Annotated in this window: 22 protein-coding genes and 1 tRNA gene; 15 read left to right on the forward strand and 8 right to left on the reverse strand. The window is 56.4% G+C overall.

Annotated features, from left to right (window positions below):
* Positions 1 to 24: 24 nt before the first annotated feature.
* Genes ACSOSI_RS00445 through ACSOSI_RS00455 form a run of 3 tightly spaced genes read right to left on the reverse strand, consistent with a single transcriptional unit; the run spans position 25 to position 3,720 of the window.
* Positions 25 to 786, reverse strand: a complete 762-nt coding sequence (locus tag ACSOSI_RS00445) for an SDR family NAD(P)-dependent oxidoreductase (RefSeq protein ID WP_476706393.1) — start codon at positions 784 to 786, stop codon at positions 25 to 27.
* Positions 787 to 810: 24 nt separating this feature from the next.
* A complete protein-coding gene (locus tag ACSOSI_RS00450; protein WP_135344766.1) occupies positions 811 to 2,682 on the reverse strand; it encodes a TRAP transporter large permease in 1,872 nt (623 codons plus the stop codon).
* 24 nt (positions 2,683 to 2,706) lie between these two features.
* The gene (locus ACSOSI_RS00455; protein ID WP_012004596.1) at positions 2,707 to 3,720 is read right to left on the reverse strand and encodes a TRAP transporter substrate-binding protein; all 1,014 of its coding nucleotides are present in this window, start codon (positions 3,718 to 3,720) and stop codon (positions 2,707 to 2,709) included.
* A 323-nt stretch (positions 3,721 to 4,043) separates the two neighbouring features.
* Between ACSOSI_RS00455 and ACSOSI_RS00460 the strand changes: the two genes are divergently transcribed.
* Positions 4,044 to 5,492 (forward strand): alpha/beta hydrolase, encoded by a 1,449-nt coding sequence (locus ACSOSI_RS00460; protein WP_476706394.1) that lies wholly within the window; start codon positions 4,044 to 4,046, stop codon positions 5,490 to 5,492.
* Here the strand turns inward: ACSOSI_RS00460 and ACSOSI_RS00465 are convergent.
* Both ACSOSI_RS00465 and ACSOSI_RS00470 read right to left on the reverse strand, forming a co-directional pair.
* The gene (locus tag ACSOSI_RS00465; RefSeq protein ID WP_012004598.1) at positions 5,489 to 6,238 is read right to left on the reverse strand and encodes an NAD-dependent epimerase/dehydratase family protein; all 750 of its coding nucleotides are present in this window, start codon (positions 6,236 to 6,238) and stop codon (positions 5,489 to 5,491) included. The genes ACSOSI_RS00460 and ACSOSI_RS00465 overlap by 4 nt on opposite strands.
* Positions 6,239 to 6,331: 93 nt before the next feature.
* Entirely contained in the window at positions 6,332 to 7,195 is an 864-nt protein-coding gene (locus ACSOSI_RS00470; RefSeq protein WP_476706395.1) for a LysR family transcriptional regulator, read from the reverse strand.
* A gap of 114 nt (positions 7,196 to 7,309) precedes the next feature.
* On the opposite strand from ACSOSI_RS00470, the gene ACSOSI_RS00475 reads away from it, so the two are divergent.
* Positions 7,310 to 8,068 (forward strand): SDR family NAD(P)-dependent oxidoreductase, encoded by a 759-nt coding sequence (locus ACSOSI_RS00475; protein WP_259191412.1) that lies wholly within the window; start codon positions 7,310 to 7,312, stop codon positions 8,066 to 8,068.
* A 12-nt stretch (positions 8,069 to 8,080) separates the two neighbouring features.
* Here the strand turns inward: ACSOSI_RS00475 and ACSOSI_RS00480 are convergent, their stop codons facing one another.
* The gene (locus ACSOSI_RS00480; RefSeq protein ID WP_261277823.1) at positions 8,081 to 8,680 is read right to left on the reverse strand and encodes an HD domain-containing protein; all 600 of its coding nucleotides are present in this window, start codon (positions 8,678 to 8,680) and stop codon (positions 8,081 to 8,083) included.
* A 111-nt stretch (positions 8,681 to 8,791) separates the two neighbouring features.
* Here ACSOSI_RS00480 and ACSOSI_RS00485 point away from each other — a divergent pair, with 111 nt between their 5' ends.
* From ACSOSI_RS00485 to ACSOSI_RS00515, 7 genes are all read left to right on the forward strand, one after another.
* Positions 8,792 to 9,256: a MarR family winged helix-turn-helix transcriptional regulator gene (locus ACSOSI_RS00485; RefSeq protein WP_017891230.1), complete on the forward strand. Its 465-nt coding sequence runs from the start codon at positions 8,792 to 8,794 to the stop codon at positions 9,254 to 9,256.
* A 156-nt stretch (positions 9,257 to 9,412) separates the two neighbouring features.
* On the forward strand, positions 9,413 to 9,838 hold the full coding sequence (locus ACSOSI_RS00490) for an organic hydroperoxide resistance protein (protein ID WP_004934114.1): 426 nt from the start codon (positions 9,413 to 9,415) through the stop codon (positions 9,836 to 9,838).
* A 225-nt stretch (positions 9,839 to 10,063) separates the two neighbouring features.
* Entirely contained in the window at positions 10,064 to 11,758 is a 1,695-nt protein-coding gene (gene eptB / locus ACSOSI_RS00495; protein WP_012004603.1) for a kdo(2)-lipid A phosphoethanolamine 7''-transferase, read from the forward strand.
* A gap of 120 nt (positions 11,759 to 11,878) precedes the next feature.
* Positions 11,879 to 12,469, forward strand: coding sequence for a response regulator transcription factor UhpA (uhpA, locus tag ACSOSI_RS00500; protein WP_012004604.1), 591 nt, complete (start codon positions 11,879 to 11,881; stop codon positions 12,467 to 12,469).
* Complete coding sequence (gene uhpB, locus ACSOSI_RS00505) at positions 12,469 to 14,010, forward strand: signal transduction histidine-protein kinase/phosphatase UhpB (RefSeq protein WP_017891233.1); 1,542 nt, start codon at positions 12,469 to 12,471, stop codon at positions 14,008 to 14,010. The genes uhpA and uhpB overlap by 1 nt, the downstream gene beginning before the upstream one ends.
* Before the next feature lie 94 nt (positions 14,011 to 14,104).
* Positions 14,105 to 15,436: an MFS transporter gene (uhpC, locus tag ACSOSI_RS00510; protein ID WP_017891234.1), complete on the forward strand. Its 1,332-nt coding sequence runs from the start codon at positions 14,105 to 14,107 to the stop codon at positions 15,434 to 15,436.
* 120 nt (positions 15,437 to 15,556) lie between these two features.
* Positions 15,557 to 15,633: transfer RNA gene (locus ACSOSI_RS00515), tRNA-Pro, on the forward strand.
* A gap of 48 nt (positions 15,634 to 15,681) precedes the next feature.
* On the opposite strand, the gene ACSOSI_RS00520 is transcribed toward ACSOSI_RS00515, so the two are convergent.
* On the reverse strand, positions 15,682 to 16,029 hold the full coding sequence (locus ACSOSI_RS00520; protein WP_017891235.1) for an HVO_A0114 family putative DNA-binding protein: 348 nt from the start codon (positions 16,027 to 16,029) through the stop codon (positions 15,682 to 15,684).
* Positions 16,026 to 16,316 carry a toxin-antitoxin system TumE family protein gene (locus tag ACSOSI_RS00525; protein WP_017891236.1) on the reverse strand — a complete coding sequence of 97 codons (291 nt, stop codon included), beginning with the start codon at positions 16,314 to 16,316 and terminating at the stop codon, positions 16,026 to 16,028. Before ACSOSI_RS00525 ends, ACSOSI_RS00520 begins: the two co-directional genes overlap by 4 nt.
* Before the next feature lie 382 nt (positions 16,317 to 16,698).
* On the opposite strand from ACSOSI_RS00525, the gene chiA reads away from it, so the two are divergent.
* The 6 genes from chiA to dppF all read left to right on the forward strand — a co-directional run bounded on the left by chiA (position 16,699) and on the right by dppF (position 24,658).
* Positions 16,699 to 18,390, forward strand: coding sequence for a chitinase ChiA (gene chiA, locus ACSOSI_RS00530; RefSeq protein WP_012004609.1), 1,692 nt, complete (start codon positions 16,699 to 16,701; stop codon positions 18,388 to 18,390).
* Between the two features lie 603 nt (positions 18,391 to 18,993).
* Positions 18,994 to 20,601: a dipeptide ABC transporter periplasmic-binding protein DppA gene (gene dppA, locus ACSOSI_RS00535; protein ID WP_012004610.1), complete on the forward strand. Its 1,608-nt coding sequence runs from the start codon at positions 18,994 to 18,996 to the stop codon at positions 20,599 to 20,601.
* 142 nt (positions 20,602 to 20,743) lie between these two features.
* On the forward strand, positions 20,744 to 21,763 hold the full coding sequence (gene dppB, locus ACSOSI_RS00540) for a dipeptide ABC transporter permease DppB (RefSeq protein ID WP_017891237.1): 1,020 nt from the start codon (positions 20,744 to 20,746) through the stop codon (positions 21,761 to 21,763).
* A gap of 11 nt (positions 21,764 to 21,774) precedes the next feature.
* Positions 21,775 to 22,677, forward strand: a complete 903-nt coding sequence (dppC, locus tag ACSOSI_RS00545) for a dipeptide ABC transporter permease DppC (protein ID WP_012004612.1) — start codon at positions 21,775 to 21,777, stop codon at positions 22,675 to 22,677.
* Positions 22,678 to 22,691: 14 nt separating this feature from the next.
* The gene (dppD, locus tag ACSOSI_RS00550; RefSeq protein ID WP_017891239.1) at positions 22,692 to 23,672 is read left to right on the forward strand and encodes a dipeptide ABC transporter ATP-binding protein; all 981 of its coding nucleotides are present in this window, start codon (positions 22,692 to 22,694) and stop codon (positions 23,670 to 23,672) included.
* Positions 23,669 to 24,658 (forward strand): dipeptide ABC transporter ATP-binding subunit DppF, encoded by a 990-nt coding sequence (dppF, locus tag ACSOSI_RS00555; RefSeq protein WP_012004614.1) that lies wholly within the window; start codon positions 23,669 to 23,671, stop codon positions 24,656 to 24,658. The genes dppD and dppF overlap by 4 nt, the downstream gene beginning before the upstream one ends.
* Positions 24,659 to 24,765: the final 107 nt, after the last annotated feature.

The following is a 24,765-nucleotide window of genomic DNA, read 5'->3' on the forward strand; positions in this document are numbered from 1 at the left end:
CGGCCGAAAGTGAGTCACAGACCCTTAGGGCGCAATCTGCCCGCCGTTGACGTCGATAATCTGCCCGGTGATGTAGCCGCTGCAGTTATGCGATGCCAGGAACAGGTAAGTGGGGGCCACTTCCTCGCTGCGACCAAAGCGGCCCATCGGGATCGAGGCGCACATCTTGCCCAGCACTTCTTCACTTTTACCCTGATGGAAGGCGGTGTCGATGCTGCCCGGCGACACGATATTGAAACGGATGTTGTCCTGGGTGAACTCCTTCACCCAGTTGCGATGAATATTGTGCAACCAGGCTTTGGCGCTGGCATACAGACCGGCGCCGATGCCGCCACCTTCGCGTGCAGCGATGGAGCCGGTGCTGATCACGCTGGCGGTAACGCCGCTCTCGCGTGCCGAAGCGCGCAGGTGAGGGATAGCGAATTTGGTGACCATCAGCGCTGAGCGGCAGTTCAGATCCATCACTCGATCAAAGAACTCGTCGTCTATCGCTTCCAGCCCGTTGCGCCCGCCCAGCCCACCGGCGTTATTGATCAGGATGTCGATGCCGCCGAAGCGGGCGACAAAGGCTTCCACCAACGCTTCACAGCCGGCGGAACGTGATAGGTCAGCGGAGAAGAACGCGCATTCACCGGGGAAGGCGGCGATTTCTGCCGGCGGTTCGCTGCGCATGCCGTTAATCCCCACTTTGGCGCCGTGTTGGGCGAACAGGGCGGCGGTTGCCAATCCGATACCGGCGGTGGAACCGGTGATCAACACGCGTTTGTTGGTTAAATCAGAGAACATGGTATGACTCCTTGCTTGAGAAAATCAGTAGCCCAGCCGCGTGGGCAGCCAGGTGGTGAGCGCCGGGAACAGCGCGATAACAATGATGCCGAGCAGAATGATCAGCAGGTACTTGGCCATAGGTTTAATCACGTCCTGCATCGGAACGCCGCAAATGGCGCAGGTGGTGTACAGGCCCAGGCCGATCGGCGGGGAAAACAGGCCGAAACCCATCGCCAGAATCATCACAATGGCGTAGTGCAGCGGGTTGAAGCCGAGCTGGGTGGCGATAGGGACCAGGATGGGGGCAAAGATAATCAGCGCCGGGGCCCCCTCCAGCACCGCGCCGAAAATAATCAGGATGACAATCGACAGCAGCAGAAACAGCCACGGGCCGTAGTCAGCGCCGATGGCGACCAACAGTTGCGCGCACTGCTGCGGGATCATCTCGATGGTCAGAGCGAAGGACAAACTGGTGGCGCAGGCGACGATAAACAACAGCATGCCGGACAGCGCTGCGGTGTCGACGAACAGTTTCACCGTGGCTTTCAGGGTCAGTTCCCCAAAGGCCAGCCGACCGACCACGATGGCGTAAACCACGGCAAAGGCGGAAATCTCGGTGGAGGTGGCGATACCGGCCACCACGCCCTTGCCGATCATCAAAATCATCACCAGCCCGACGGCGGCACCGATCAGCAGTTGGCGGGTTGGCATTCGCACCGGGTAGGCGTCATCGACGTTGATGCGCTTGCCGAAGATCACGGCGGCAATCAGCAGCAACACCAGCAGGCACAGCGCCGGGATCAGGCCGGCGATAAACAGTGCGCCAATGGAAATGTTGGCGATAAAGCCCATCACGATCAGATTGACGCAGGGAGGGATGGTTTCCGCCATGATCGCCGAGGCGGCGAACACCCCGGCAGACTCTGCGGCCGGCTGGCGTGCCCGGCGTACCGCGGGCATCAGCACGCCGCCGACCGTGGCGACGTCTGCCAGTTTGGAGCCGGAAATACCCGAGAAGAAGGCCATCGATACAATCGTGGTCATATTCAGGCCACCGCGATAACGCCCCATGCCGCGCACGATCAGCTCAACCAGCCGTGACGACATGCCGTTGACCTCCATCACCGCACCGGCCAGCAGGAAGAACGGAATGGCCAGCAGCACAAAATGATCGACGCCGGCGGTCACCTGCTGGGCAAAGAACACGAATGGCAGCGACGGATCGCTAAGAAAGAACACCATAGCCGACATGCCCAGGGTAAAGGCGATTGGCACGCCGGAGATGATGCCCAGGATAAAGCAGGCCAGCATCAGCGCGGCGGGCAGCGAGCTGAACCCCAGCGGGGCATGCAGGCTGAGGTAGCCAGCGCCGCCCAGAAGAGCGACGGCGGCGGCGCTGATTAACACCACTTTCAACGATGCCTGGCAGGCGTGATCGAGCGCGCTGACCAGCATCACTGCCGCGCCGATGAACACCGGAACCACGAAGATCGCCTGTGGCAGGCCGTGTTCGGTGGTCTGTGGCAGTGAAATACCCACCAGGCTGAAGCTGGACACCGTCAGGCCCAGCGCCACCAGTACCAGCACCCAACGGCTGGCATGCACTACGTAGGGCCGGGCTACCGCGGGCACCCAGCGCAGGAACAGATCGACGCCGATGTGTCGGCCACGCCCGGTGGAGGTGGCGACGCCGAAGAACACCAGCGTTACCATCAGCGCGCGCGCCACTTCTTCCGCCCATTCAATCGGGCTGTGCAACGCGTAGCGCCAAATCACCGAGGCAAATACCACCACCACGTTGATCAGCAGCGCCAGTGCGCCACCCCAGGCGGTAAAGCGGGTCAGACCGCGGCTTAACTGCGTCAGGATGGCCACTTTTTTTACGCTCATTTCAAGGGTTACAGGAAGGGTCATAGCAAATCCTCCGCCAGGCGTGCGTTAGGGCTGCGCTGTGGCATGAATGGCATCCAGCACCGCTTTGGCCTGTGGGTATTTCCCGCTAAATGCCGCCTGCAGCGGCAGTGTTTGCCGGCGGAAATAGTCGCGGTCGGTTTCGGTAAAGATCACACCGGCGGCTTTCAGTTTGTCCATCGCCTGAATTTCTTTTTCCGCTGCGATTTTGCGTTCATAAACCGTCGCTTCGCTGGCTGCCGCCAAGAAGTCGGCTTGCAGCGGTTGCGGGATGCGTTGGAACGCCGCCTGGCTGATGGTGGCGACAATCGGGTTGTAGATATGGCGGGTCAGCGTGGCGTATTTGGCAATCTCGTAATACTTGCTGGTGTAGACCGTGGCGGCGTCATGTTCCACACCGTCGATCACTCCCATTTGCAGTGCGGAGTAAACCTCACCGCCGGGCATCGGGATCGCCGTGGCACCCATGCTTTTTAGCGTGGCGATAAAGTTGGGGGCCGGCAGTACGCGTACTTTCATCCGGTTGAGGTCCTGCGGTGACTGCAGCGGTTTTTTACTGTAAATGTTGCGTGCGCCCAGGCTGAAACCATAGCCCAGCACCTTGATATTGCTTTGCTTGGCCAGCAGGGCGCTCAGCAGTTGGCCCGCCTGGCCATCCAGCGCCTGACCCAGTTGCTGGTTATCGTCAAACAGATAGCCCAGATCCAGCACGCCGATTTCCGGCACCAGCGTGCCCCAGATGGAAGTCCCGGAGATAGTCATGTCGATCGCGCCGATACGTACCTGTTGGACCGCATCGGCCTCTTTACCAAGCATGCCGTTAGGGAAGTAATTAAGGGCGATTTTGCCCGGCAGGCGCTGGTCCAGATTCTGTTTGAAGCGGTGAAACCAGATGGCGTGCGCGGAGTAACCATCGTCGGGTAGCGATGAATATACCCTCAGGCTAACTTCGGCGGCATTGGCGCGCAGTGGCAAGATAAACAGCATAAATAACAGCGTGATAAACAGACGCGGCGTTAAACGGCATGTCAGTGATTTCATCAGCCTGGCTCCCGATCGCAGACAGCCTGCGATGCTGGTGGTGAAGATGATTTCCCCTGTGGAGTAACGCTGTAGGGACAGGGGGAACGGGTACGATACTTTGTGTCTTTGCTTTCACTGTAACGTTTTAGTGTATCGTTACAGAAAACCTACAAACATTCCGTCGGCAGATCAATTTTTATCCGCCAAAATGGCGGGGAAATGCAGGTTCTGTGAGCAGGTTCTAAAAATCGGTGGGTCACGCCCGGCGATCGTCGAGCTGCCCCTGCGGGCATTTAACTTCTATAATCGCTGCTGGGATAACCGTGAATTCAGGAGTGGGCATGCCTTCCAGGGCGATAATTAAATGGACCAAACGGCTGACGATTGTGGCTGTCACCGTATTGCTCACGCTGTTTGCGGTGCGCGTTTACGATACTCAGAGCGGTCCGGCGCTGGAGCCGTGGCATACCTTTGTGCCACACGAGCTGTCGGCCGCCGAAATGGACAACACCGACTGGCAGGGCTATCTGGCCGCAGAGAGCCGGGTGTTTGATGAGGTGAAGGTCAACGTCACGGACAAACTCTCCGCCAGCGAACGTATTCCGCTTAATCGCTATTTTGACGGCAGTCCGGTGTATCCGGAGCACTTTACCCGTGACTGGAACCGTTCCTATGAGCTGATGCCAGAGGGCGAACCGCGTGGGGCGGTGGTGCTGTTACATGGCCTGACCGATTCCCCTTACAGCCTGCGGCACATTGCCGAGAACTACCGTCAGCATGGTTATGTGGCGGTCGGCATTCGCCTGCCGGCACACGGCACGGTGCCGGGCGCCCTGACCGATATTGAATGGCAAGACTGGTTGGCGGCAACGCGGCTAGCGGTACGTGAGGCGCGCAGTAAGGCCGGGGGCGACAAGCCGCTGCATATCGTGGGCTTTTCCAACGGCGGTGCGCTGGCGATGAAGTACGCGCTGGATGCATTGGACGATCCGCAATTGGCGGCACCGCAGCGGTTGATCCTGATCTCACCGATGATTGGCGTCACCAGTTTTGCCCGTTTCGCCGGTATTGCCGGTTGGCCTGCGGTGTTCCCGGCGTTTGCCAAGGCCGCGTGGCTCGGCGTCTTGCCGGAATTTAACCCTTTCAAATACAACTCGTTCCCGGTGAACGGAGCGCGTCAGTCTTATCTGCTCAGCAATGGTCTGCAACAGCAAATCGCCCGTGCGGCGCGTGATGGCAGGCTGGATAAATTAGCGCCGGTGCTGACCTTCCAGTCGGTGATGGATTCTACCGTCAGTACCCGGGCGGTGATCCGCGCGTTATACAACGAACTGCCGGCTAACGGCAGCGAACTGGTGCTGTTTGACGTCAATCGTACGGTCAACTTCGGCCCGCTGCTGCGACCCAATGCGGCGGCGGCAGTCAGCCAATTGCTGCCTACGCCCCCACGCCGCTACCAGACCACGGTGATTGCCAACGCCTCACCGGATAGCAGTGAGGCGATCGCCAGCGTAACGCCAGCCGGGGCAACGACGGTAAGTGAGCAGCCGCTGGGCATGACTTACCCAGCGGATATTTATTCGTTGTCGCATGTGGCGTTGCCATTCCCGGTAAGCGATTCACTTTATGGTCGTTTCCCGGTGCAGCGTGGCGAGTTTGGTATTAGCCTCGGCACGCTTGCTGCGCGTGGTGAACGCTCGGTGCTGGTGGTGGACCTCGATTCGCTAATGCGCATCGCCTCCAACCCGTTTTTCCCTTACCTGCTGCAGCGTATTGATAGCAAACTTTAGCCGAAACCGAGGATGCTAAACGCGTCGTCCTGTGGGTAGTAACCCAGCAGTTGGCTGGTTTCCTCCAGCGACAGCCGCTTATAGCGGTTGTTGGAAACGCCGTGCACCACCGCATGGTGTACGCCTTCAATGCGCAGGCAACGTTCCAGCAGATCGGCGGCGTCGCGGTGGCTGAGAAAAGCGCTCATATCACGAGCGCTGAGCTGCTCACCTGGTTCCAGCGTGGTGAAGTTGGCGATGCGCACCGACAATGCGGAAAGTCCTTCCTGATGGGCAAAGTAGGCGGCGATGCCTTCGCCGAATGCCTTGCTGACGCCGTACAGATTTTTCGGTTTGGGTGCGTCCTGCGGCCGAATTTGGTAATCCAACGCATAACCTTCCACCGCCTGCGCGCTGCTGGCGAAGACCACGCGTTTGCAACCGGCGTCCTTCGCTGCGCGGAAAATATTGAAGGTGCCGAGGATATTGTTATCCATCAATGAATTGCAGAAGTCGGCGTCAGGAGAAGGATCGGCCGCCAGGTGCAACACGGTATCGATGCCGGCACAGGCCGCGCGGCAGGCGGCGATGTCGGCAATGTCGAAGCTGATGATCTCATCATTCGGCTGTAGGTTGGTCAGCAGCCCGAGGTCTTTTTCCGCCAGCCGCAGTTGATAGCGATTTCCCACCGATTGACGGAATGCCGTCGCCACCCGGCCGCCCGCGCCGGTAATCAGAATTCGTCCAAATTCAGTACGCAAAGTCATGCTCTCAACCAGTCCCTAAAGTCCATTCTGTGGTGACCAGTAATAATCCGCCGCGTAAGATTTGTCCAGTATCAAATTAGCATGCCTTATGTTTTAGCGTGTCAGTGGGCATTTTTCCCCGATGATTTCGGCCAGGAAATTCATTACCGCGCGCACGGCCGTCGAGCGGGCCAGGTCCGGGTAAGTGACCAGCCACAGCTCGCGGGTCGGGGCAGCGATTGCAGTGGGCAGTGTAACCATGTCTGGGTCGCCATCGGCAACAAACGTCGGCAATACTACCGCTCCCAGTCCCGATCGTGCGGCTTCTTGCAACGAGAAAAGGTCGCTGGCCTGAAATACCACCGGACGGCCCTGCAAAAGCTGCTGCAGCCACTGTTGATGCGGTTGGTTTTGGTAGTGGTGATCGTAGCCAATGAAGGCCCGCGCCGCCTCCGGCAGGGCGGCGTGCTGCGGTGTGGAGTACAGCGCATAGCGCATCATGCCGATGCGTTGCACCAGTAAATCCGGCTGCTGCGGCCGCACCATGCGCACCGCCACTTCGGCGTCACCGCGATCCAGTTCGGCGATCGCCGATTCGCCGGAGAGTATCAGCGTAATATGCGGAAAAGTCTGGTGAAATTGCGCAATTTGCGGGGCAATAACCCGCGCGGCAATCGACGGCGGGGCGCTGATACGCACCTGGGTTTGCGGTGTTTCACCAATGCTGCGCGCATGGCGGACTATGGCGTGGCTTTGGTTTTCGATGTCGTTGGCCAGCCCGGCAATCACCTTTCCGTCCTGCGTCAGCGGCGTGCTGCGCGGCAGGCGCAGGATCAGCGGCAGGCCGAGAGCTTTCTCCAGCGCTGCCACCCGACGCCCTACCGTGGCGTGATCGCAGCCCAGCTCCCGTGCCGCTGCCGACAATGAACCGGTGCGTGCCAGCACCACGAAGTGTTTTAAATCCTGCCAATCGAACATCAGTGAATTCCTGCACAGTATTGCCGCGAGTTTACGGAATATTCACACAGACTGGGACGTGATTCAATGGCGTTATCTTTGTAACCAGATTGAATTATTCAATTAGGATATCTTATGAATTTGCATCTGCAGGGGCGTATCGCGTTGGTGACCGGTGCCAGCGAAGGGATTGGCGCAGGCATGGTTCGGGTATTGGCGGCGCAGGGGGTGACTGTGGTGGCGACGGCGCGCCGGGAAGACCGTTTGCAGACCCTGGCGGATGAGGTTGAGCAAGCCGGTGGCATACGGCCCTATGTCATCGCGGCAGATATCACCAATGCGCAAGCGCTCGACAGCATGCTGGCGCTGGCGCTACAGCAGTTCGGGACCATCGATATTGTGATTAATGCGGTCGGTGGGGCTCGCCCGACCACGTTGAGCGAAGGCGATGCCGGTTGGGAAGAAGCCTTTGCCCTGAACTTTACCCCGGCGCGTCGGATAACCCATGCGTTGTTGCCCCGGATGCTGGCGCAGGGCTGGGGACGGGTGATCAACATCAGTGGCTCGATGGAGCCGCGCAGTTTGAACGCTGCCACCGCCGCCAAGGGGGCGTTGCACCTATGGGCCAAGGGGCTGGCAGGCAACGTGGCGGCGCAAGGGGTTACGGTTAATACACTGCAGCCCGGGCGGATTAATAGCGAGCAGGTGCGTGAAAAACTGCACCCGACGGAGGCCGCCCGCCAGGCGTTTATCGAACAGAATATCCCGATTGGCTATTTTGGTGAGCCGGAGGATATGGCCTATCTGGCCGCGTTTCTTTGTTCCCCGCAGGCGCGCTATATCACCGGGGCGGTGATCCCGGTGGATGGCGGTATGCATTATTTTGCGCACTGAAGTGGTTGTCGGCTATGCCGCATCGCTTTCCCGATAGCGCCGGCGGGCATGTTCAAACCAGCTTGCCGGGACGTTATGCGGTGGCAATTGGAGCCTTTCCAGCCCCTTTTCGACAATATGATGCGCCTGCTGCCATAGCGTCGGGTCACCTTCGGTCAACACTTCCAGCAGCCGCTGTTTTTCGATCAGATAGGTTCTGGCGAAATGGCTGTCATAGTCCAGCAGTGAGCGGGTGTTGTCGATCAGGTCCGCCAGCTTGATGGTCTTGGCCTGTGGTGAAGCCTTGGCGCTGTGGCGCCGATCGCGGTTTTTACGCTCGAAGCGGTTGCCGTCACCGGTGCCGCTGACGTTGGTCAGCATCGCCACCAGGCTTGCGACCTGTGGCCCAAAGTGGCTTTCGATATCGCCAAGAGTGGTGGGCGTATCTTCTACCGTGTCGTGCAGCCAGGCGGCGGCCAGCATTTCTTCGCTGTGCGGCACGCTGCTGACGATTTCCATTACCGCCTGCGGGTGAACAATGTAGGGGTCATTAGTGTATTTGCGGCGCTGATCGATAGCCGCATGGGCCTTGGTGGCGTAGCGGCGCGCGCGTTCTGTCAGAGTGTCTGTCATGTCCTTTCCCTCCACACAGCACCTCGCTGTGGCATCCCCTGCTTTTAACAAGGTAGCATATTGGCAAAAAAATAGTTTGCGATTACATCGTGCACTATCTATATTCAGAGCATGAAAATCGAAAACACCGAACAACCCGCGACGAAAAACCTGCTGCTGCTTGACCAGCAACTTTGCTTTGCCCTGTACTCCGCCAACCTGGCGCTGAACAAGGTGTATCGCAAACTGCTGAGCCAGCTTGAACTCACCTATCCGCAATATCTGGTGATGCTGGTGCTGTGGGAGCGGGACGAAATCAGAGTCACGGACATTGGCGAACGGCTATTTCTCGATTCCGCCACCCTGACGCCATTGCTCAAACGCCTGGAGACCGCCGGTTTGTTAGCGCGTTACCGTGCCACCACCGATGAGCGGCAGGTGATTATTGCGTTAACCGATGCCGGTCGTGCGCTGCGTGAAAAAGCGCAGTCGGTGCCGGAAGCGGTCATGTGTGCTACCGATTGCAGCCTCGATGAAATCGTCAATATCAAACAGCAGTTGGAAAAGCTGCGTGGCAAGCTAATCAACCAGCTTTGACCTCCAGTGCCGGCAGCAGGATCGGCATGGGTGGACTACACTGGAAGTAAGCAGTAAATATATAGTGTGCGATTTAATCGTGAAAGATATACCAATGACGACGTTCCACCTGCAGGAATTGCCGTCTTGCCTCCAACCAGAAAGAAGGAATGATGTATGTCGATTGAAAAAGTTGTGTACCGTGCTCATGCCACCGCAACCGGTGGCCGCGATGGCCGTGCGACCTCATCTGACGGCGTGTTGGATGTCAAACTGGGCGTGCCGAAAGAAATGGGCGGCGCGGGCGGTGAAGTCACCAACCCGGAACAGTTGTTTGCTGCCGGTTATTCGGCCTGCTTCCTCGGCGCACTGAAGTTTGTCGCGGCGAAAGAAAAAGTGAAGATCCCGGCCGAAGCCAAAATTGACGGCACCGTCGGTATTGGCGAAATCCCCAACGGTTTCGGCATCGAAGTGCAGTTGGATATCTCTCTGCCGGGCATCGAGCGCAGCGTGGCGGAAGACCTGGTGAAAAAAGCCCACGTGGTCTGCCCTTATTCCAACGCCACTCGCGGCAATATTGATGTAACGCTTAACGTTAAGTAAGATTTCCGCCAATATCACGGAACAAATGGAGGGTTTCAGCCCTCCATTTCTCGTCTCGTGCCCCTTTATCCCTTGCACAAAAAATGGCAAAAATGGTTATTTTGTGAGAATTCTCTTGATTCTTACCCCCAAAATAGCGCTTATTGCCGATCGGCTGAACCTGCAGCCGCATCGAATGTCTGACTGACTTCAGAACTGTTAAAGCCCCCGGAGCCACCGCGTTACATGAACAAAGTTAAATCGCTATCACAGCAGAATTTATCGTTATTGTTAGCGATCTATATCGGCATCTTTTTGAACCTTTCCGTTTTCTATCGTCGCTTTGATTCGTTTTCGCACGGCATTCAGGGGATTAAGGTCATTTCTGCGGTAACCGAGGTTATCGCCATCGTTCTGTTCACCTTCTTTATTATGCGGCTGGTCTCGCTCGGCGGCCGGCTGTTCTACCGGATTATTGCCTCGCTATTGGTGCTGATTTCCGTGGCGGCCAGCTATTACATGACGTTTTTCAACGTGGTGATCGGCTACGGCATTGTGGTGTCGGTGATGACCACCGATATCGACCTGTCGAAAGAAGTGGTCGGTATGCACTTCGTGCTGTGGATGGTAGTGCTCAGCGCATTGCCGCTGCTGTGCATCTGGAAAAACAACCTGCGTTATACCCTGATCGAGCAACTGAAAACGCCCGGACACCGGATAAAACCGCTGGTGGTGCTGGTGGCGGTGGTGGCGCTGGTCTGGGTGCCGCTGCGTATGCTGGATAACGAGCAAAGCGCACAGGAAAAAATCACCAATGTGGATTTGCCAAGCTACGGTGGCGTAGTTGCACATTCCTATTTGCCATCCAACTGGCTGTCGGCGTTGGGGCTGTTTGCCTACACCCGTTATGACGAAAGTCAGGATCAGGCCAATTTGTTCGACCCGGCCAAGAACTTTACCTATGTTGCACCGGCCGATATTGATGATACCTACGTGGTGTTTATCATTGGTGAAACCACGCGCTGGGATCACATGGGCATTCTTGGCTACGACCGTGACACTACGCCACGGCTGTCCAAAGAGAAAAATCTGGTGGCGTTCCGCGGCACGTCTTGTGATACCGCCACCAAACTGTCGTTGCGCTGTATGTTCGTGCGGGAAGGCGGCACGGCAGATAACCCGCAACGGACTCTGAAAGAGCAAAACGTGTTCGCGGTAATGAAAGATTTGGGCTTCACCTCCGAGCTGTTCGCCATGCAGAGTGAGGTTTGGTTCTACAACAACACCGAAGTGAACAACTATTCGTTCCGCGAGATGATCGCCTCCGAAAAGCGCAACGACGGCAAATCGGTTGACGATATGCTGTTGGTGGATGAAATGAAGGAGTCGCTGGCCCGTTATCCCAAGGGCAAGCATCTGGTGATCCTGCACACCAAGGGCTCACATTATCTCTATTCCCAGCGTTATCCGCGTAGCTACGCGCGTTATCAGCCGGAATGTATTGGCGTTGACGATTTCTGCTCCAAGGATCAGTTGGTTAACGCCTTCGATAACTCGGTGCTGTATACCGACAGCTTTATCGCCAATGTGATTGATCAGGTACGCGAGAAGAAGGCGATTGTGTTCTATTCTTCCGATCACGGCGAATCGATCGGCGAGAATTCACACCTGCACGGCACGCCGCGTGAAATGGCGCCGGTGGAGCAGTTCCGCGTGCCAATGATGGTATGGGCATCCGACAAGTTCCTGGAAGACCCACAGCATCGCGGAGCGTTTGAGCAATTGCAGGCGCAGCAACGGGTTGGTAAAACCCACCGCCATGTTGAGCTGTTCGATACCATTCTCGGCTGCCTCGGTTATACCTCACCGAACGGCGGCATCGTGGCCAAAAACAACTGGTGTGATATTCCGCAGGAAAAAGCGTCGCCAAGCGAGCTGTAACCTCTCCCATACCGGGCGCACTGCGCCCGGTAAAATCTGCTTATACCTTCCTTTCATCAACTAATCTGGCTCAGGCTTGCGCTATACTTGCGCACTTTCCCCCTCGGACCGGAGATTTCCATGACCTTGCGCGTGGCGTTTATTGACGATCATGACATTGTGCGATCGGGCTTTGTGCAACTGCTGTCGCTGGAGCCGGATATTCAGGTGGTCGGCGAGTTCAGCAGCGCGGCTCAGGCACGCGCCGGCCTGCCCGGTCTGGAGGCGGAAATCTGTATCTGTGATATTTCGATGCCGGACGGCAGCGGGCTGGATCTGCTGGCGGACATTCCCTCCGGTATTCGGGTGGTGATGCTGTCGATGCATGACAACCCGGCGCTGGTGGAGCTGGCACTGGAACGCGGTGCCTGCGGGTTCTTGTCCAAACGCTGCAAGCCGGAAGATTTGATCACCGCGGTACGCACCGTCGCCAGCGGTGGCGTGTATCTGATGCCTGAAATCGCCCAGCAACTGGCGCGAGTGAAGGTAGACCCGCTGACCCGTCGTGAACGCGAAATCGCACTGTTGCTGGCGCAAGGGCAGGAGGTGCGGGAGATTGCTGTCGCGCTGGGGTTGTCACCCAAAACGGTACACGTGCATCGCGCCAATCTGTTCGCCAAATTGGGTATCAACAACAACGTCGAGCTGGCGAAGCGGATGCTGAACCTGTGATGCAACGCCTGATCACCCAACTGGCGTTGTTCTTTATCTATGCCACCAGTGCATTTTGCCTGTGGGGGATTGGCACCGCGCTGATCGACCCGCCGTGGCAGGCGTTGTTGCTGTTCCCGTTTGGTCTGCGTATGGGCATTCTGCTGCAAAGCCCTTACCGCTTCTGGCCGGGCATCCTGTTGGCCGATCTGCTGCTGATGGTGGTGTTGGCCGATCAGTTCGGTTACGGGCCGGCACTGTGGGCTTCGGTGGTGGTGCTGCTACTGACGGTGTTGCTCAGTCTGGTGGCCTCCCCCTGGTTGCTGCGGCATCAGGAAAGCGACAGCGAATGGCAATGGCCATTGATGCAGGGCGCGGTAGTGGCGGTGGCCGCGTTGCTGCAGGCGCTGGTGTGGCAGTTAGTGAACGGCGAGGGTGCCCGTGCGCTGCTGCTCGGGTTGGCTGGCGGTTTTACCATTGCCCCAACCTGTCTGCTGCTGTGGCACTATCTGGCGCGGCAGATCTGGGTGCCGCTTGAACCGGGCCTGATCCATAAGCCGGTGACGCTAAGGTTGCGCCATCTGGCCAGCTATTTGCTGCTGTTTGCGCTCAGTATCTGGCTGCAACAGCAGGTTAATGCCGCTGAGCTGCGTCGCTTCGCGCCGTTTTGTCTGGCCATCCCGATAGTCTTTATGTCCTATCGCTACGGCTGGCAGGGCGCACTGTTGGCAACCTTGCTCAATGGGGTGGTGCTGGTGGCCAACGAACCGCCACAACCTGAATCGCACCGTGATTTACTGTTGTCGCTGCTGGCCCAGAGCCTGACCGGTCTGCTGCTCGGCGCAGGTATTCAACGCCAGCGCGAGCTGAACCAGCAACTGCGGCTGCGGCTGACGGAAAACCGCCAACTGGCGCGCGCGCTGGTCACGGCAGAAGAACAGACCCGGCGCGAGGTGGCGCGGGAGCTGCATGACGAGGTCGGTCAAACCATTACCGTGATCCGCACTCAGGCCAGTATTATCAAGCGTTTGGCACCGCAGCCGCAGGTGATGGGCTGCGCCGAGGCGATAGATACCCTGGCGCTGCGGGTGTATGACGGCGTCCACGACGTGTTGACGCAACTGTGGCCGGCTGCGTTGAATAATTTGCCGCTGTCGGCGGCGGTGGCGGCGATGCTGCGCGAATCGCTGCCGCAGGATACGTCGCTGGTGAGCGTGATGCAGTGGCAGGTACCGGATGAATTGCTGGATGAGACTTTGAAAATTACGCTGTATCGGGTGTGTCAGGAAGGGGTGACCAATGTCTGCCGTCACGCCGCCGCCAGCCGGATTGAGCTGGATGCACGTCTTCGTCAGCGCAAAGGGCGGTTGCCGCAAGTCTTGCTGACCATTCGCGATAACGGCGTCGGTATCGATCTGGCCCATCATGAGCCGGGTTATGGTCTGCGTGGCATGCAGGAGCGCATCAGCGCACTGGGCGGCCGCCTGCGGCTGACGTCGGAGAATGGCACCTGTTTGAATGTGATCTTACCCACAGTTTCACCGGCGGAAGGGCCAAACTAGGAAATACTCCTAGGCGCGTCGGGAATCCGGCGTAAGTCATTTTCGCGCGCGCGCAGCATGATAGCGGCACTTTTCATATTCTCTGAGGTTTCACATGTGGTCTTTCCTTAAAAGCCGCGATGATGTGCCGCCGGTTACCGATCAAAAACAGATCGATGCCAGCTATAAATACTGGCGCATCCAGCTGATGTGGACGATGTACATCGGCTATGCCGCGTTTTACTTCACGCGCAAAAGCTTCAACTTCATTATGCCGGCGATGCTGAGCGATCTTGGCCTGACGATGTCCGACGTCGGCATCCTCGGTACGCTGTTCTACATCACTTACGGCTGCTCGAAGTTTATTTCAGGCATGATCAGCGATCGTTCCAACCCGCGCTATTTTATGGGGTTGGGCCTGATTATGACCGGCATACTCAATATCTTCTTCGGCCTCAGTTCTTCGCTGCTGATGCTGGGGACGTTGTGGATCCTCAACGCCTTCTTCCAGGGCTGGGGCTGGCCGCCATGTTCGAAAATCCTCACCAGCTGGTACTCGCGTTCCGAGCGCGGTAGCTGGTGGGCGATCTGGAATACTTCGCACAACTTTGGCGGTGCGTTAATCCCGCTGCTGGTCGGCTTTATCTCGCTGCACTTTAGCTGGCGCTACGGCATGATTATTCCGGGTATTATCGGCGTGGTGTTGGGCCTGCTGATGTGCTGGCGCCTGCGTGACAAGCCGTCCACCATGGGGCTGCCCAGCGTGGGTAAATGGCGTAACGACGCCATGGAGCTGGTACAGGAATCGGAAGGCCAGGGGCTGACCAACCGCGAAATTATCAAGCGCTACGTGTTGACCAACAAATACATTTGGCTGCTGGCGGTGTCTTACGTGCTGGTGTACATCGTGCGTACGGCCATCAACGACTGGGGTAACCTGTATCTGACGCAGGAGAAAGGCTATTCGCTGATGACTGCCAACTCGGCGATATCCTTGTTCGAAGTGGGTGGCTTTATCGGCTCACTGGTGGCCGGTTGGGGCTCTGACAAACTGTTCCGCGGTAACCGTGGGCCAATGAACCTGATCTTCGCCATCGGCATCTTCCTGTCGGTTGCGGCGCTGTGGATCATGCCGGGTGTTACTTTCCTGCTGCAGGCGGCCTGCTTCTTTGCTATCGGTTTCTTTATCTTTGGTCCGCAGATGCTGATCGGCATGGCAGCGGCTGAATGTTCGCACAAGGATGCTGCCGGGGCGGCAACCGGTTTTGTCGGCCTGTTTGCTTATCTGGGGGCGGCGTTGTCCGGTTACCCGATTGCCCGCATCATGGAAATCTGGCACTGGAATGGGTTCTTCGTGGTGATCTCGATCGCTGCCTGTTTGTCTGCGTTGTTCCTGTTGCCGTTTTTACGCGCCCAATCACCGACGCTGAAAACCGCCAAGGCATGATGAAAAAGCGTGCTGCAGGCTGCTGTAGCGCGCTTTATGCCGCTTTTATCACCACTTGATTGACCGGGACGAGAAAGTGATTGACGCGTATTATCGTCAGCAGTAAGATGCGCCCCGCATCGGCGAGTAGCGCAGCTTGGTAGCGCAACTGGTTTGGGACCAGTGGGTCGGAGGTTCGAATCCTCTCTCGCCGACCACATTCAAGAAAACCTGCTTTTTAAAGCAGGTTTTTTTTCGTCTGTCATTCAGGCGGCCTTGCCGACTACGAAGTCAAAATGGATTTCGTCATAGGGGAAAATAATGCCCCGTTCGCTTTTATCAACAATGCCGCAGCCTAACAGAGCCTGTAGATCGGTATGCACCGCTTTAACATCCCGTTTAACGCGACGTGCCACTTCCCGGATTGAAAGTTCGCCAGCGCCGGTCATGGTATGAAGGATTTGCATTTTTTTAGGCGACAGGGTTTTCCACAGGCTCTCCCAGTCTAAAAATGTGATGTAGCTTCCTTGCTGTTGCTTGTTGCCCTGCAGGGCTTTCTCCAAATTGCGTTGTACTTCCTCAAGAGAAGCCACGCGGATGGTGACTCTGTTCATTCTCTTTCACCTCTTAGTCGTGCGACTTCATTGAAGAAGCTGCGTTGCAGCGCTGTCAGGTGGGTAAACGTAATAGGTTGCTGCTTGTCGCCCACATGTTTGTGGTCGCCTTTACCTGCTTCATTGTCATAACGTAAACGGCAAATGCCCGCTTTGACGTAGGCAAACCTGTACTTGTAGTTATGAGTGCTGCCGTTAACGGGGGGATCGACATGCCAAATAACCATTTGCATAAATTCAGTGTTTGTCAGTTGGATTTTGTCCTGATAGATCAGTTGAGAAGGCACTTCCGTCTCCTTCGTGTTGTTTAAAATAACAGCATATTTAGAGTGTTGTCAATGAAGACAACATCTTGTGGCATGACAAATATTTATCCTTTCCCTGTATTTAATTCACTATCCTTATTCCCACTGCTGTTGGTTATCTATTATTAAATTAATTCATTATTGCTCAATAAAACCCGGTTGATAGCGCTATTGTTTTAAGGATTAATTTATCTATAGTCTGAATACACGAAATGGGAATGATAGATTTCCGTTACGTGGGAAAGATTAATACTTAGTTATTCATTTTAATCGGCCAGAGTTATTGCGGAATTATTCTTGTCCGACAATCGGCGGTCGTCATTAAATATTTTACGTTTATCCTCTCGGAATAAAGGAATCAGTTATGCGCAAATTTAATAAACCGCTGTTGGCGTTGCTGATCGGCAGCACGCTGTGCTCTGCGGCACAGGCCGCCGTACCGGGCAAGCCTACGCTGGCCTGGGGCAATACCAAGTTCGCCATTGTCGAGGTTGATCAGGCGGCGACGGCTTATAATAACCTGGTGAAGGTGAAAAATGCCGCCGACGTTTCCGTTTCATGGAATTTATGGAATGGCGATACCGGTACTACGGCAAAAGTATTATTAAATGGCAAAGAAGTCTGGAGCGGTGCCTCAACCGGCGCTTCGGGCACGGCAAACTTTAAGGTTAATAAAGGCGGCCGTTATCAAATGCAGGTGGCGTTATGTAATGCTGATGGTTGTACCGCCAGCGATGCCACCGAAATTGTAGTGGCGGATACCGATGGCAGCCATTTGGCACCGTTAAAAGAACCGTTGCTGGAAAAGAATAAGCCTTATAAACAAGACTCCGGCAAAGTGGTCGGTTCTTATTTCGTTGAATGGGGCGTTTACGGCCGTAATTTCACCGTCGATAAACTGCCGGCACAGAACCTGACGCATTTGCTGTACGGTTTCATTCCAATCTGCGGCGGTGACGGCATCAACGACAGCCTGAAAGAGATCGAAGGCAGTTTCCAGGCGCTGCAACGTTCTTGCCAGGGCCGTGAAGACTTCAAGGTGTCGATCCACGATCCGTTCGCCGCGTTGCAGAAAGGGCAAAAAGGCGTGACCGCCTGGGACGACCCCTACAAAGGCAACTTTGGTCAGTTGATGGCGCTGAAGCAGGCACGTCCGGACCTGAAAATCCTGCCGTCGATTGGTGGCTGGACGCTGTCCGACCCGTTCTTCTTTATGGGTGACAAGGCCAAGCGCGATCGCTTCGTCGGCTCGGTGAAAGAGTTCCTGCAAACCTGGAAGTTCTTTGACGGCGTAGATATCGACTGGGAGTTCCCGGGCGGGCAGGGCGCTAACCCGAAACTGGGCAGCGCACAGGATGGGGCGACCTATGTGCAACTGATGAAAGAACTGCGGGCGATGCTGGATCAGCTTTCCGCGGAAACCGGTCGCAAGTATGAACTGACCTCTGCGATCAGTGCCGGCAAGGACAAAATCGACAAGGTGGACTACAACACTGCGCAGAACTCGATGGATCACATCTTCCTGATGAGCTACGACTTCTACGGCGCGTTCGATCTGAAAAACCTGGGCCATCAGACCGCACTGAAAGCGCCGTCCTGGAAACCGGATACGGCCTATACCACGGTGAATGGCGTTAACGCGCTGCTGACGCAGGGGGTGAAGCCGGGCAAAATCGTGGTGGGGACTGCCATGTACGGCCGCGGCTGGACCGGTGTTAACGGCTACCAGAACAACATTCCGTTTACCGGCACCGCAACCGGCCCGGTGAAAGGCACCTGGGAAAATGGCATCGTGGATTATCGCCAAATCGCCAATGAGTTTATGAGCGGTGAATGGCAGTACAGCTACGACGCCACTGCCGAAGCGCCTTATGTGTTCAAACCTTCCACCGGTGACCTGATCACCTTCGACGATGCCCGCTCGGTACAGGCGAAGGGCAAGTATGTGCTCGATAAGCAGTTGGGCGGGTTGTTCTCCTGGGAAATCGACGCCGATAACGGTGATATTCTGAACAATATGAATAGCAGCCTGGGCAACAGCGCCGGCACGCAATAAATCGGTTGTAGCACGTTGCCGGGGGATATCCTTTTGCCCCCGGCTTTTTAACAGACGAAAGTTTTTTTACGGTGAATAGATTGTGGCGTCACCCGGCTAAAAAAATGCGCCGACGCCTCACCCTTTCGGGTGACAGGGCAGCATTTCGTCCTGTCTTTTACGCCGATCACAAAAATAACCGTTCAGATATTCATCATTCAGCAACAAACTTTTTTAGTTTTTTATCGGAGTTAAACACCAGCAACTTTCTGCAACACAGCCTATCGAACTAAAAATGACCGCATAGCATAAGTTTTCATGCTGCTACTGTTAAAAAAAGGTTTTTTTTATGTTTGTTTGCTGTTTCTCACAGTCTGCGTAAATCCCCACTGGTTATATTGACGACACCCCAAACAGTTGGCAATTTGGTAGCCTCAGGGGTAAGAGCGAGAGTTGTTTGAGTGAATTCCACGCGCTCAGACGCCCCCACCGGGAGGCGTTCCACCCGGCTCTCTCGCGCAATTATCCCTCCCAGCCTTCGGGCACGACTGCACAGGCCGCGCAATAAAAAATACAGGCTCTGGCGGTAATACACACATCACATCACATAATGGAGCACAAACGATGACAAGTTCCTTGGGAAAAACAGGGATTCTGAAATTCGGTATTGGGCTGATTGCGCTGACCGTTGCGGCCAGCGTGCAAGCCAAGACTCTGGTTTACTGTTCTGAGGGTTCCCCGGAAGGGTTCAACCCGCAGCTGTTCACCTCGGGTACTACCTATGACGCCAGCTCGGTGCCTATTTACAACCGTCTGGTCGAGTTCAAAATCGGCACCACCGAACTGCAGCCGGGCCTGGCTGAAAAATGGGATGTCAGCGAAGACGGCAAAATCTACACCTTCCACCTGCGTAAAGGCGTGAAGTGGCAGAGCAGCAAAGACTTCAAACCGACCCGTGATTTCAACGCCGACGACGTGGTGTTCTCCTTCGAACGCCAGCTGGACGCGAAAAATGCCTATCACAAAGTCTCCGGCGGCAGCTATGAGTACTTTGAAGGCATGGACATGCCGAAGCTGATCGCCAAAATCGAGAAAGTGGACGACTACACCGTTCGCTTTGTGCTGACCCGTCCTGAGGCGCCATTTGTGGCTGACCTGGGCATGGACTTCGCTTCTATTCTGTCTGCCGAATACGCCGACGTAATGATGAAGGCCGGCACCCCGGAGAAAATTGACCTGAACCCAATCGGTACCGGTCCGTTCCAACTGCTGCAATACCAGAAAGACTCCAAAATTCTCTATAAGGCGTTTGACGGTTTCTGGGGCACCAAGCCGAAGATCGACCGCTTAGTGTTCTCCATCACGCCAGACGCTTCCGTGCGTTACGCCAAACTGCAGAAAAACGAATGCCAGGTGATGCCGTACCCGAACCCGGCTGACATCGCGCGCATGAAGCAGGACAAAACCATCAACCTGATGGAACAACCGGGGCTGAACGTCGGTTACCTGTCGTTCAACGTTGAGAAAAAACCGCTGGATAACCTGAAGGTGCGCCAGGCGTTGACCCTGGCGGTCAACAAGCAGGCGATCATCGACGCGGTGTACCAGGGTGCAGGCCAGGCGGCCAAGAACCTGATCCCACCGACCATGTGGGGCTATAACGACGCGGTGAAAGACTACACCTACGATCCGGTCAAGGCTAAAGAGCTGCTGAAAGAAGCGGGCATGGCAGACGGTTTCTCCATCGATCTGTGGGCAATGCCGGTACAACGTCCGTACAACCCGAACGCGCGCCGCATGGCGGAAATGATCCAGTCTGACTGGGCGAAAATCGGTGTGAAAGCCAAAATCGTAACCTATGAGTGGGGCGAATACCTCAAGCGCGCCAAAGCGGGCGAACATCAGACGGTGATGATGGGCTGGACCGGCGACAATGGGGATCCGGATAACTTCTTCGCCACGCTGTTTAGCTGCGCCGCGGCTAAAGATGGCTCCAACTACTCTCGCTGGTGCTACAAGCCGTTTGAAGATCTTATTCAACCGGCGCGCGCCGAATCGAACCACGACAAACGCATCGAACTGTACAAACAGGCTCAGGTAGTGATGCACGATCAGGCTCCGGCGCTGATTGTTGCCCACTCCACCGTTTACGAGCCAGTGCGTAAGGAAGTGAAGGGCTACGTCGTGGATCCGCTTGGTAAGCATCACTTTGAGAATGTCTCTCTGGATTAATTTTACTACCGGTTAATACCACGCCCCTCTCTTTAAGGGAGGGGTGGGGTTGCCCGTAGGCAGAGAAGCACCAGAGGTGTGTGAGCTTTAATAAGCCTGGCGGACGATGAGCTGCCGGGCATTGATACAGAGAGTTCGGGATATGTTGCAGTTCATACTCCGACGTTTGGGGTTAGTTATCCCAACGTTTATCGGCATTACTTTGCTGACTTTTGCATTCGTCCATATGATCCCCGGCGACCCGGTGACCATCATGGCCGGGGAACGCGGGATCTCCGCAGAACGCCATGCACACCTGATGGCGGAAATGGGGCTGGATAAACCGCTCTATCAACAATATTTCACTTACGTATCCAACGTGTTGCATGGCGATCTGGGTACCTCGCTTAAAAGCCGAATCTCCGTTTGGGAAGAGTTCGTTCCGCGCTTCAAGGCTACGCTGGAGTTGGGGCTCTGCGCGATGATTTTCGCCGTGCTGGTGGGCATTCCGGTTGGGGTGCTGGCGGCGGTCAGGCGAGGCTCAATATTCGATCATACCGCGGTGGGTATCTCACTGACCGGCTATTCGATGCCGATTTTCTGGTGGGGCATGATGTTGATCATGCTGGTCTCGGTGCAACTCAACCTGACGCCGGTATCGGGACGGGTCAGCGATACGGTGTTCCTTGACGATAGCCTGCCGTTGACCGGCTTTATGCTGATCGACACCCTGATCTGGGGCGAACCGGGCGACTTCGCTGACGCCGTGATGCATATGATCCTGCCGGCCATCGTGTTGGGTACCATCCCGCTGGCGGTCATTGTGCGTATGACGCGCTCCTCGATGCTGGAAGTGCTGGGCGAAGATTATATCCGTACCGCGCGCGCCAAGGGCGTGAGCCGTATGCGGGTGATTGTGGTGCATGCGCTGCGTAACGCCTTGCTGCCGGTCGTGACGGTGATCGGCCTGCAGGTCGGCACCATGTTGGCCGGTGCGATCCTGACCGAAACCATCTTCTCCTGGCCGGGCCTGGGGCGTTGGCTGATGGACGCATTGCAACGTCGCGACTATCCGGTTGTCCAGGGCGGCGTATTGCTGGTCGCCTGTATGATTATTCTGGTTAACCTGCTGGTAGACGTGCTCTACGGCGTGGTCAACCCGCGTATTCGCCACAAGAAATAAGGGGCGCTCTAATGTCTCAAGTCACTGAGTCTGTCGTTAAAGGTGCGCCGAAGCCCATGAGCCCGTTCCAGGAGTTCTGGCACTATTTCAAGCGCAATAAAGGGGCCGTTGTCGGCCTGGTGTATATCGTTCTGATGTTTGTGATTGCCATCGGTGCCGGGGTGCTGGCACCGCATGCGCCGGCGGATCAGTTCCGCGACGCGCTGCTCAAACCGCCGGTCTGGCAGGAAGGCGGCAGTTGGCAATATCTGCTGGGTACCGATGACGTTGGCCGCGATGTGCTGTCGCGCCTGATGTACGGCGCCCGGCTGTCACTGTTGGTTGGCTGCCTGGTGGTGGTGCTGTCGCTGATCATGGGCGTGGTGCTGGGCCTGCTGGCTGGATACTTTGGCGGCGTGGTGGATGCCATCATCATGCGTATCGTCGACATCATGCTGGCGTTGCCCAGCCTGCTGTTGGCGTTGGTATTGGTGGCGATTTTCGGTCCGTCGATCGTCAATGCTTCACTGGCGTTAACCTTTGTCGCCTTGCCGCACTATGTGCGTCTGACCCGTGCTGCGGTATTGGTGGAAGTGAACCGCGACTACGTCACCGCTTCACGCGTGGCGGGGGCCGGTGCGATGCGCCAAATGTTTATCAATATCCTGCCAAACTGCCTGGCGCCGCTGATCGTTCAGGCTTCTCTGGGTTTCTCGAACGCTATCCTGGATATGGCCGCTCTCGGCTTCCTGGGTATGGGTGCACAGCCGCCAACGCCGGAGTGGGGCACCATGCTCTCCGACGTACTGCAGTTCGCACAAAGCGCCTGGTGGGTCGTAACCTTCCCTGGCGTGGCGATCCTGCTGACGGTGCTTGCATTTAACCTGATGGGGGACGGCTTGCGTGATGCTCTCGACCCCAAACTCAAGCAGTAAAGAGGACGAGAGAGATGGCGTTATTAAATGTAGACAAGCTTTCGGTGCACTTCGGTGACGAAGGCACCCCTTTCCGCGCGGTAGACCGTATCAGTTACAGCGTGGAGCAGGGCCAGGTCGTGGGGATCGTCGGTGAATCCGGCTCCGGCAAATCCGTCAGCTCGCTGGCGATTATGGGGCTGATCGATTTCCCCGGTAAGGTAATGGCCGAAAAGCTGGAGTTTAACGGCCAGGATCTGCGCAAAATTTCCGAAAAAGAGCGCCGCCAACTGGTGGGCTCGGAAGTGGCGATGATCTTCCAGGATCCGATGACCAGCCTGAACCCGTGCTACACCGTCGGTTTCCAGATTATGGAAGCGCTGAAGGTGCATCAGGGCGGCAACCGTCGCACCCGTCGTCAGCGGGCTATCGATCTGCTGACGCAGGTGGGCATTCCCGATCCGGCCTCGCGGCTGGACGTGTATCCGCACCAGCTTTCCGGTGGTATGAGCCAGCGCGTGATGATCGCCATGGCGATTGCCTGTCGGCCGAAACTGCTGATTGCCGATGAACCTACCACCGCACTCGACGTGACCATCCAGGCGCAAATTATCGAGCTGCTGCTGGAGTTGCAGCAGCGGGAAAATATGGCGCTGCTGCTGATTACCCACGATTTGGCGCTGGTGTCCGAGGCGGCGCATCACATCATCGTGATGTATGCCGGTCAGGTAGTGGAATCCGGTAAAGCATCGGAAATCTTCCGCGCACCGCGGCATCCTTATACTCAGGCGCTATTGCGCGCGCTGCCGGAGTTCGCGGCTGACAAGGCGCGCCTGGCTTCGCTGCCGGGCGTGGTACCGGGCAAATATGACCGCCCAAGCGGTTGTTTGCTCAACCCGCGTTGCCCGTACGCCAATGAGCGCTGCCGCAATGAAGAGCCGGAATTACGCACCATTCCCGGCCGTCAGGTTAAATGTCACACACCGCTGGATGATGCGGGGAGGCCGACCGTATGAGCCAGAACCAACCCTTATTGCAGGCGATTGACCTGAAGAAACACTACCCGGTCAAGAAGGGCATCTTTGCCCCGGAAAGGCTGGTTAAAGCGCTGGACGGCGTCTCTTTCACCCTTGAGCGTGGCAAAACGCTGGCGGTGGTGGGCGAGTCCGGCTGTGGCAAGTCAACGCTGGGCCGTTTGTTGACGATGATTGAAGTGCCGACCGGCGGTGAGCTGTACTATCAGGGGCAGGATCTGCTGAAACCGGACGTCACCGCGGAGAAGCTGCGGCGCCAGAAGATCCAGATTGTGTTCCAGAATCCTTATGGATCGCTTAACCCACGTAAAAAGGTCGGGCAGATCCTCGAGGAGCCGCTGCAGATCAATACCGGGCTAAACAGCGCGCAACGTCGTGAGAAAGCGCTGGAGATGATGGCCAAGGTTGGCCTGAAAACCGAACATTACGATCGCTACCCGCACATGTTTTCCGGCGGACAACGCCAGCGTATTGCTATCGCACGCGGGCTGATGCTTAACCCGGACGTGGTGATTGCCGATGAACCTGTCTCTGCCCTTGATGTCTCGGTGCGGGCGCAGGTACTGAATCTGATGATGGATTTGCAGCAGGATTTGGGGCTGTCCTATGTGTTCATCTCGCACGATTTGTCGGTAGTGGAGCATATTGCCGACGAAGTGATGGTGATGTACCTCGGTCGCTGTGTGGAAAAGGGCAGCAAAGATGCCATTTTCAACAACCCGCGTCATCCGTATACCCAGGCGTTGTTGTCTGCGACGCCACGTCTGAATCCGGATATGCGTCGTGAACGCATCAAACTGACCGGCGAGCTGCCCAGCCCGATGAATCCACCGCCGGGTTGTGCATTCAATGCCCGCTGCCGTCGTGCTTTTGGGCCATGCACCCAGTTGCAGCCCCAGTTGAAGCAATACGGCGAACAGATGGTGGCCTGCTTTGCGGTCGATCAGGATGAAAATCCTGCGGCATAACTTTGTTATCAATCACGATTAATTAGAATGCCGGCATTTACGCCGGCATTTTTTTGATTAAACCCATTGGTTTATTAATTAGTTTATTGAGCGAATAATTAATTCGT

This window comes from Serratia sp. AR11 (assembly GCF_056376275.1).

What these genes read in the sequence shown, in the direction of transcription:
- dppF (WP_012004614.1), top strand. Translation starts at nt 23,669, where the DNA reads ATGAGCCAGAACCAACCCTTATTGCAGGCGATTGACCTGAAGAAACAC.
- ACSOSI_RS00490 (WP_004934114.1), top strand. Translation starts at nt 9,413, where the DNA reads ATGTCGATTGAAAAAGTTGTGTACCGTGCTCATGCCACCGCAACCGGT.
- ACSOSI_RS00445 (WP_476706393.1), bottom strand. Translation starts at nt 786, where the DNA reads ATGTTCTCTGATTTAACCAACAAACGCGTGTTGATCACCGGTTCCACC.
- ACSOSI_RS00465 (WP_012004598.1), bottom strand. Translation starts at nt 6,238, where the DNA reads ATGACTTTGCGTACTGAATTTGGACGAATTCTGATTACCGGCGCGGGC.
- dppC (WP_012004612.1), top strand. Translation starts at nt 21,775, where the DNA reads ATGTCTCAAGTCACTGAGTCTGTCGTTAAAGGTGCGCCGAAGCCCATG.
- ACSOSI_RS00460 (WP_476706394.1), top strand. Translation starts at nt 4,044, where the DNA reads ATGCCTTCCAGGGCGATAATTAAATGGACCAAACGGCTGACGATTGTG.
- ACSOSI_RS00450 (WP_135344766.1), bottom strand. Translation starts at nt 2,682, where the DNA reads ATGACCCTTCCTGTAACCCTTGAAATGAGCGTAAAAAAAGTGGCCATC.
- ACSOSI_RS00455 (WP_012004596.1), bottom strand. Translation starts at nt 3,720, where the DNA reads ATGAAATCACTGACATGCCGTTTAACGCCGCGTCTGTTTATCACGCTG.
- ACSOSI_RS00520 (WP_017891235.1), bottom strand. Translation starts at nt 16,029, where the DNA reads ATGAACAGAGTCACCATCCGCGTGGCTTCTCTTGAGGAAGTACAACGC.
- uhpB (WP_017891233.1), top strand. Translation starts at nt 12,469, where the DNA reads ATGCAACGCCTGATCACCCAACTGGCGTTGTTCTTTATCTATGCCACC.
- chiA (WP_012004609.1), top strand. Translation starts at nt 16,699, where the DNA reads ATGCGCAAATTTAATAAACCGCTGTTGGCGTTGCTGATCGGCAGCACG.
- ACSOSI_RS00470 (WP_476706395.1), bottom strand. Translation starts at nt 7,195, where the DNA reads ATGTTCGATTGGCAGGATTTAAAACACTTCGTGGTGCTGGCACGCACC.
- ACSOSI_RS00475 (WP_259191412.1), top strand. Translation starts at nt 7,310, where the DNA reads ATGAATTTGCATCTGCAGGGGCGTATCGCGTTGGTGACCGGTGCCAGC.
- uhpA (WP_012004604.1), top strand. Translation starts at nt 11,879, where the DNA reads ATGACCTTGCGCGTGGCGTTTATTGACGATCATGACATTGTGCGATCG.
- ACSOSI_RS00485 (WP_017891230.1), top strand. Translation starts at nt 8,792, where the DNA reads ATGAAAATCGAAAACACCGAACAACCCGCGACGAAAAACCTGCTGCTG.
- uhpC (WP_017891234.1), top strand. Translation starts at nt 14,105, where the DNA reads ATGTGGTCTTTCCTTAAAAGCCGCGATGATGTGCCGCCGGTTACCGAT.
- dppD (WP_017891239.1), top strand. Translation starts at nt 22,692, where the DNA reads ATGGCGTTATTAAATGTAGACAAGCTTTCGGTGCACTTCGGTGACGAA.
- ACSOSI_RS00480 (WP_261277823.1), bottom strand. Translation starts at nt 8,680, where the DNA reads ATGACAGACACTCTGACAGAACGCGCGCGCCGCTACGCCACCAAGGCC.
- dppB (WP_017891237.1), top strand. Translation starts at nt 20,744, where the DNA reads ATGTTGCAGTTCATACTCCGACGTTTGGGGTTAGTTATCCCAACGTTT.
- dppA (WP_012004610.1), top strand. Translation starts at nt 18,994, where the DNA reads ATGACAAGTTCCTTGGGAAAAACAGGGATTCTGAAATTCGGTATTGGG.
- eptB (WP_012004603.1), top strand. Translation starts at nt 10,064, where the DNA reads ATGAACAAAGTTAAATCGCTATCACAGCAGAATTTATCGTTATTGTTA.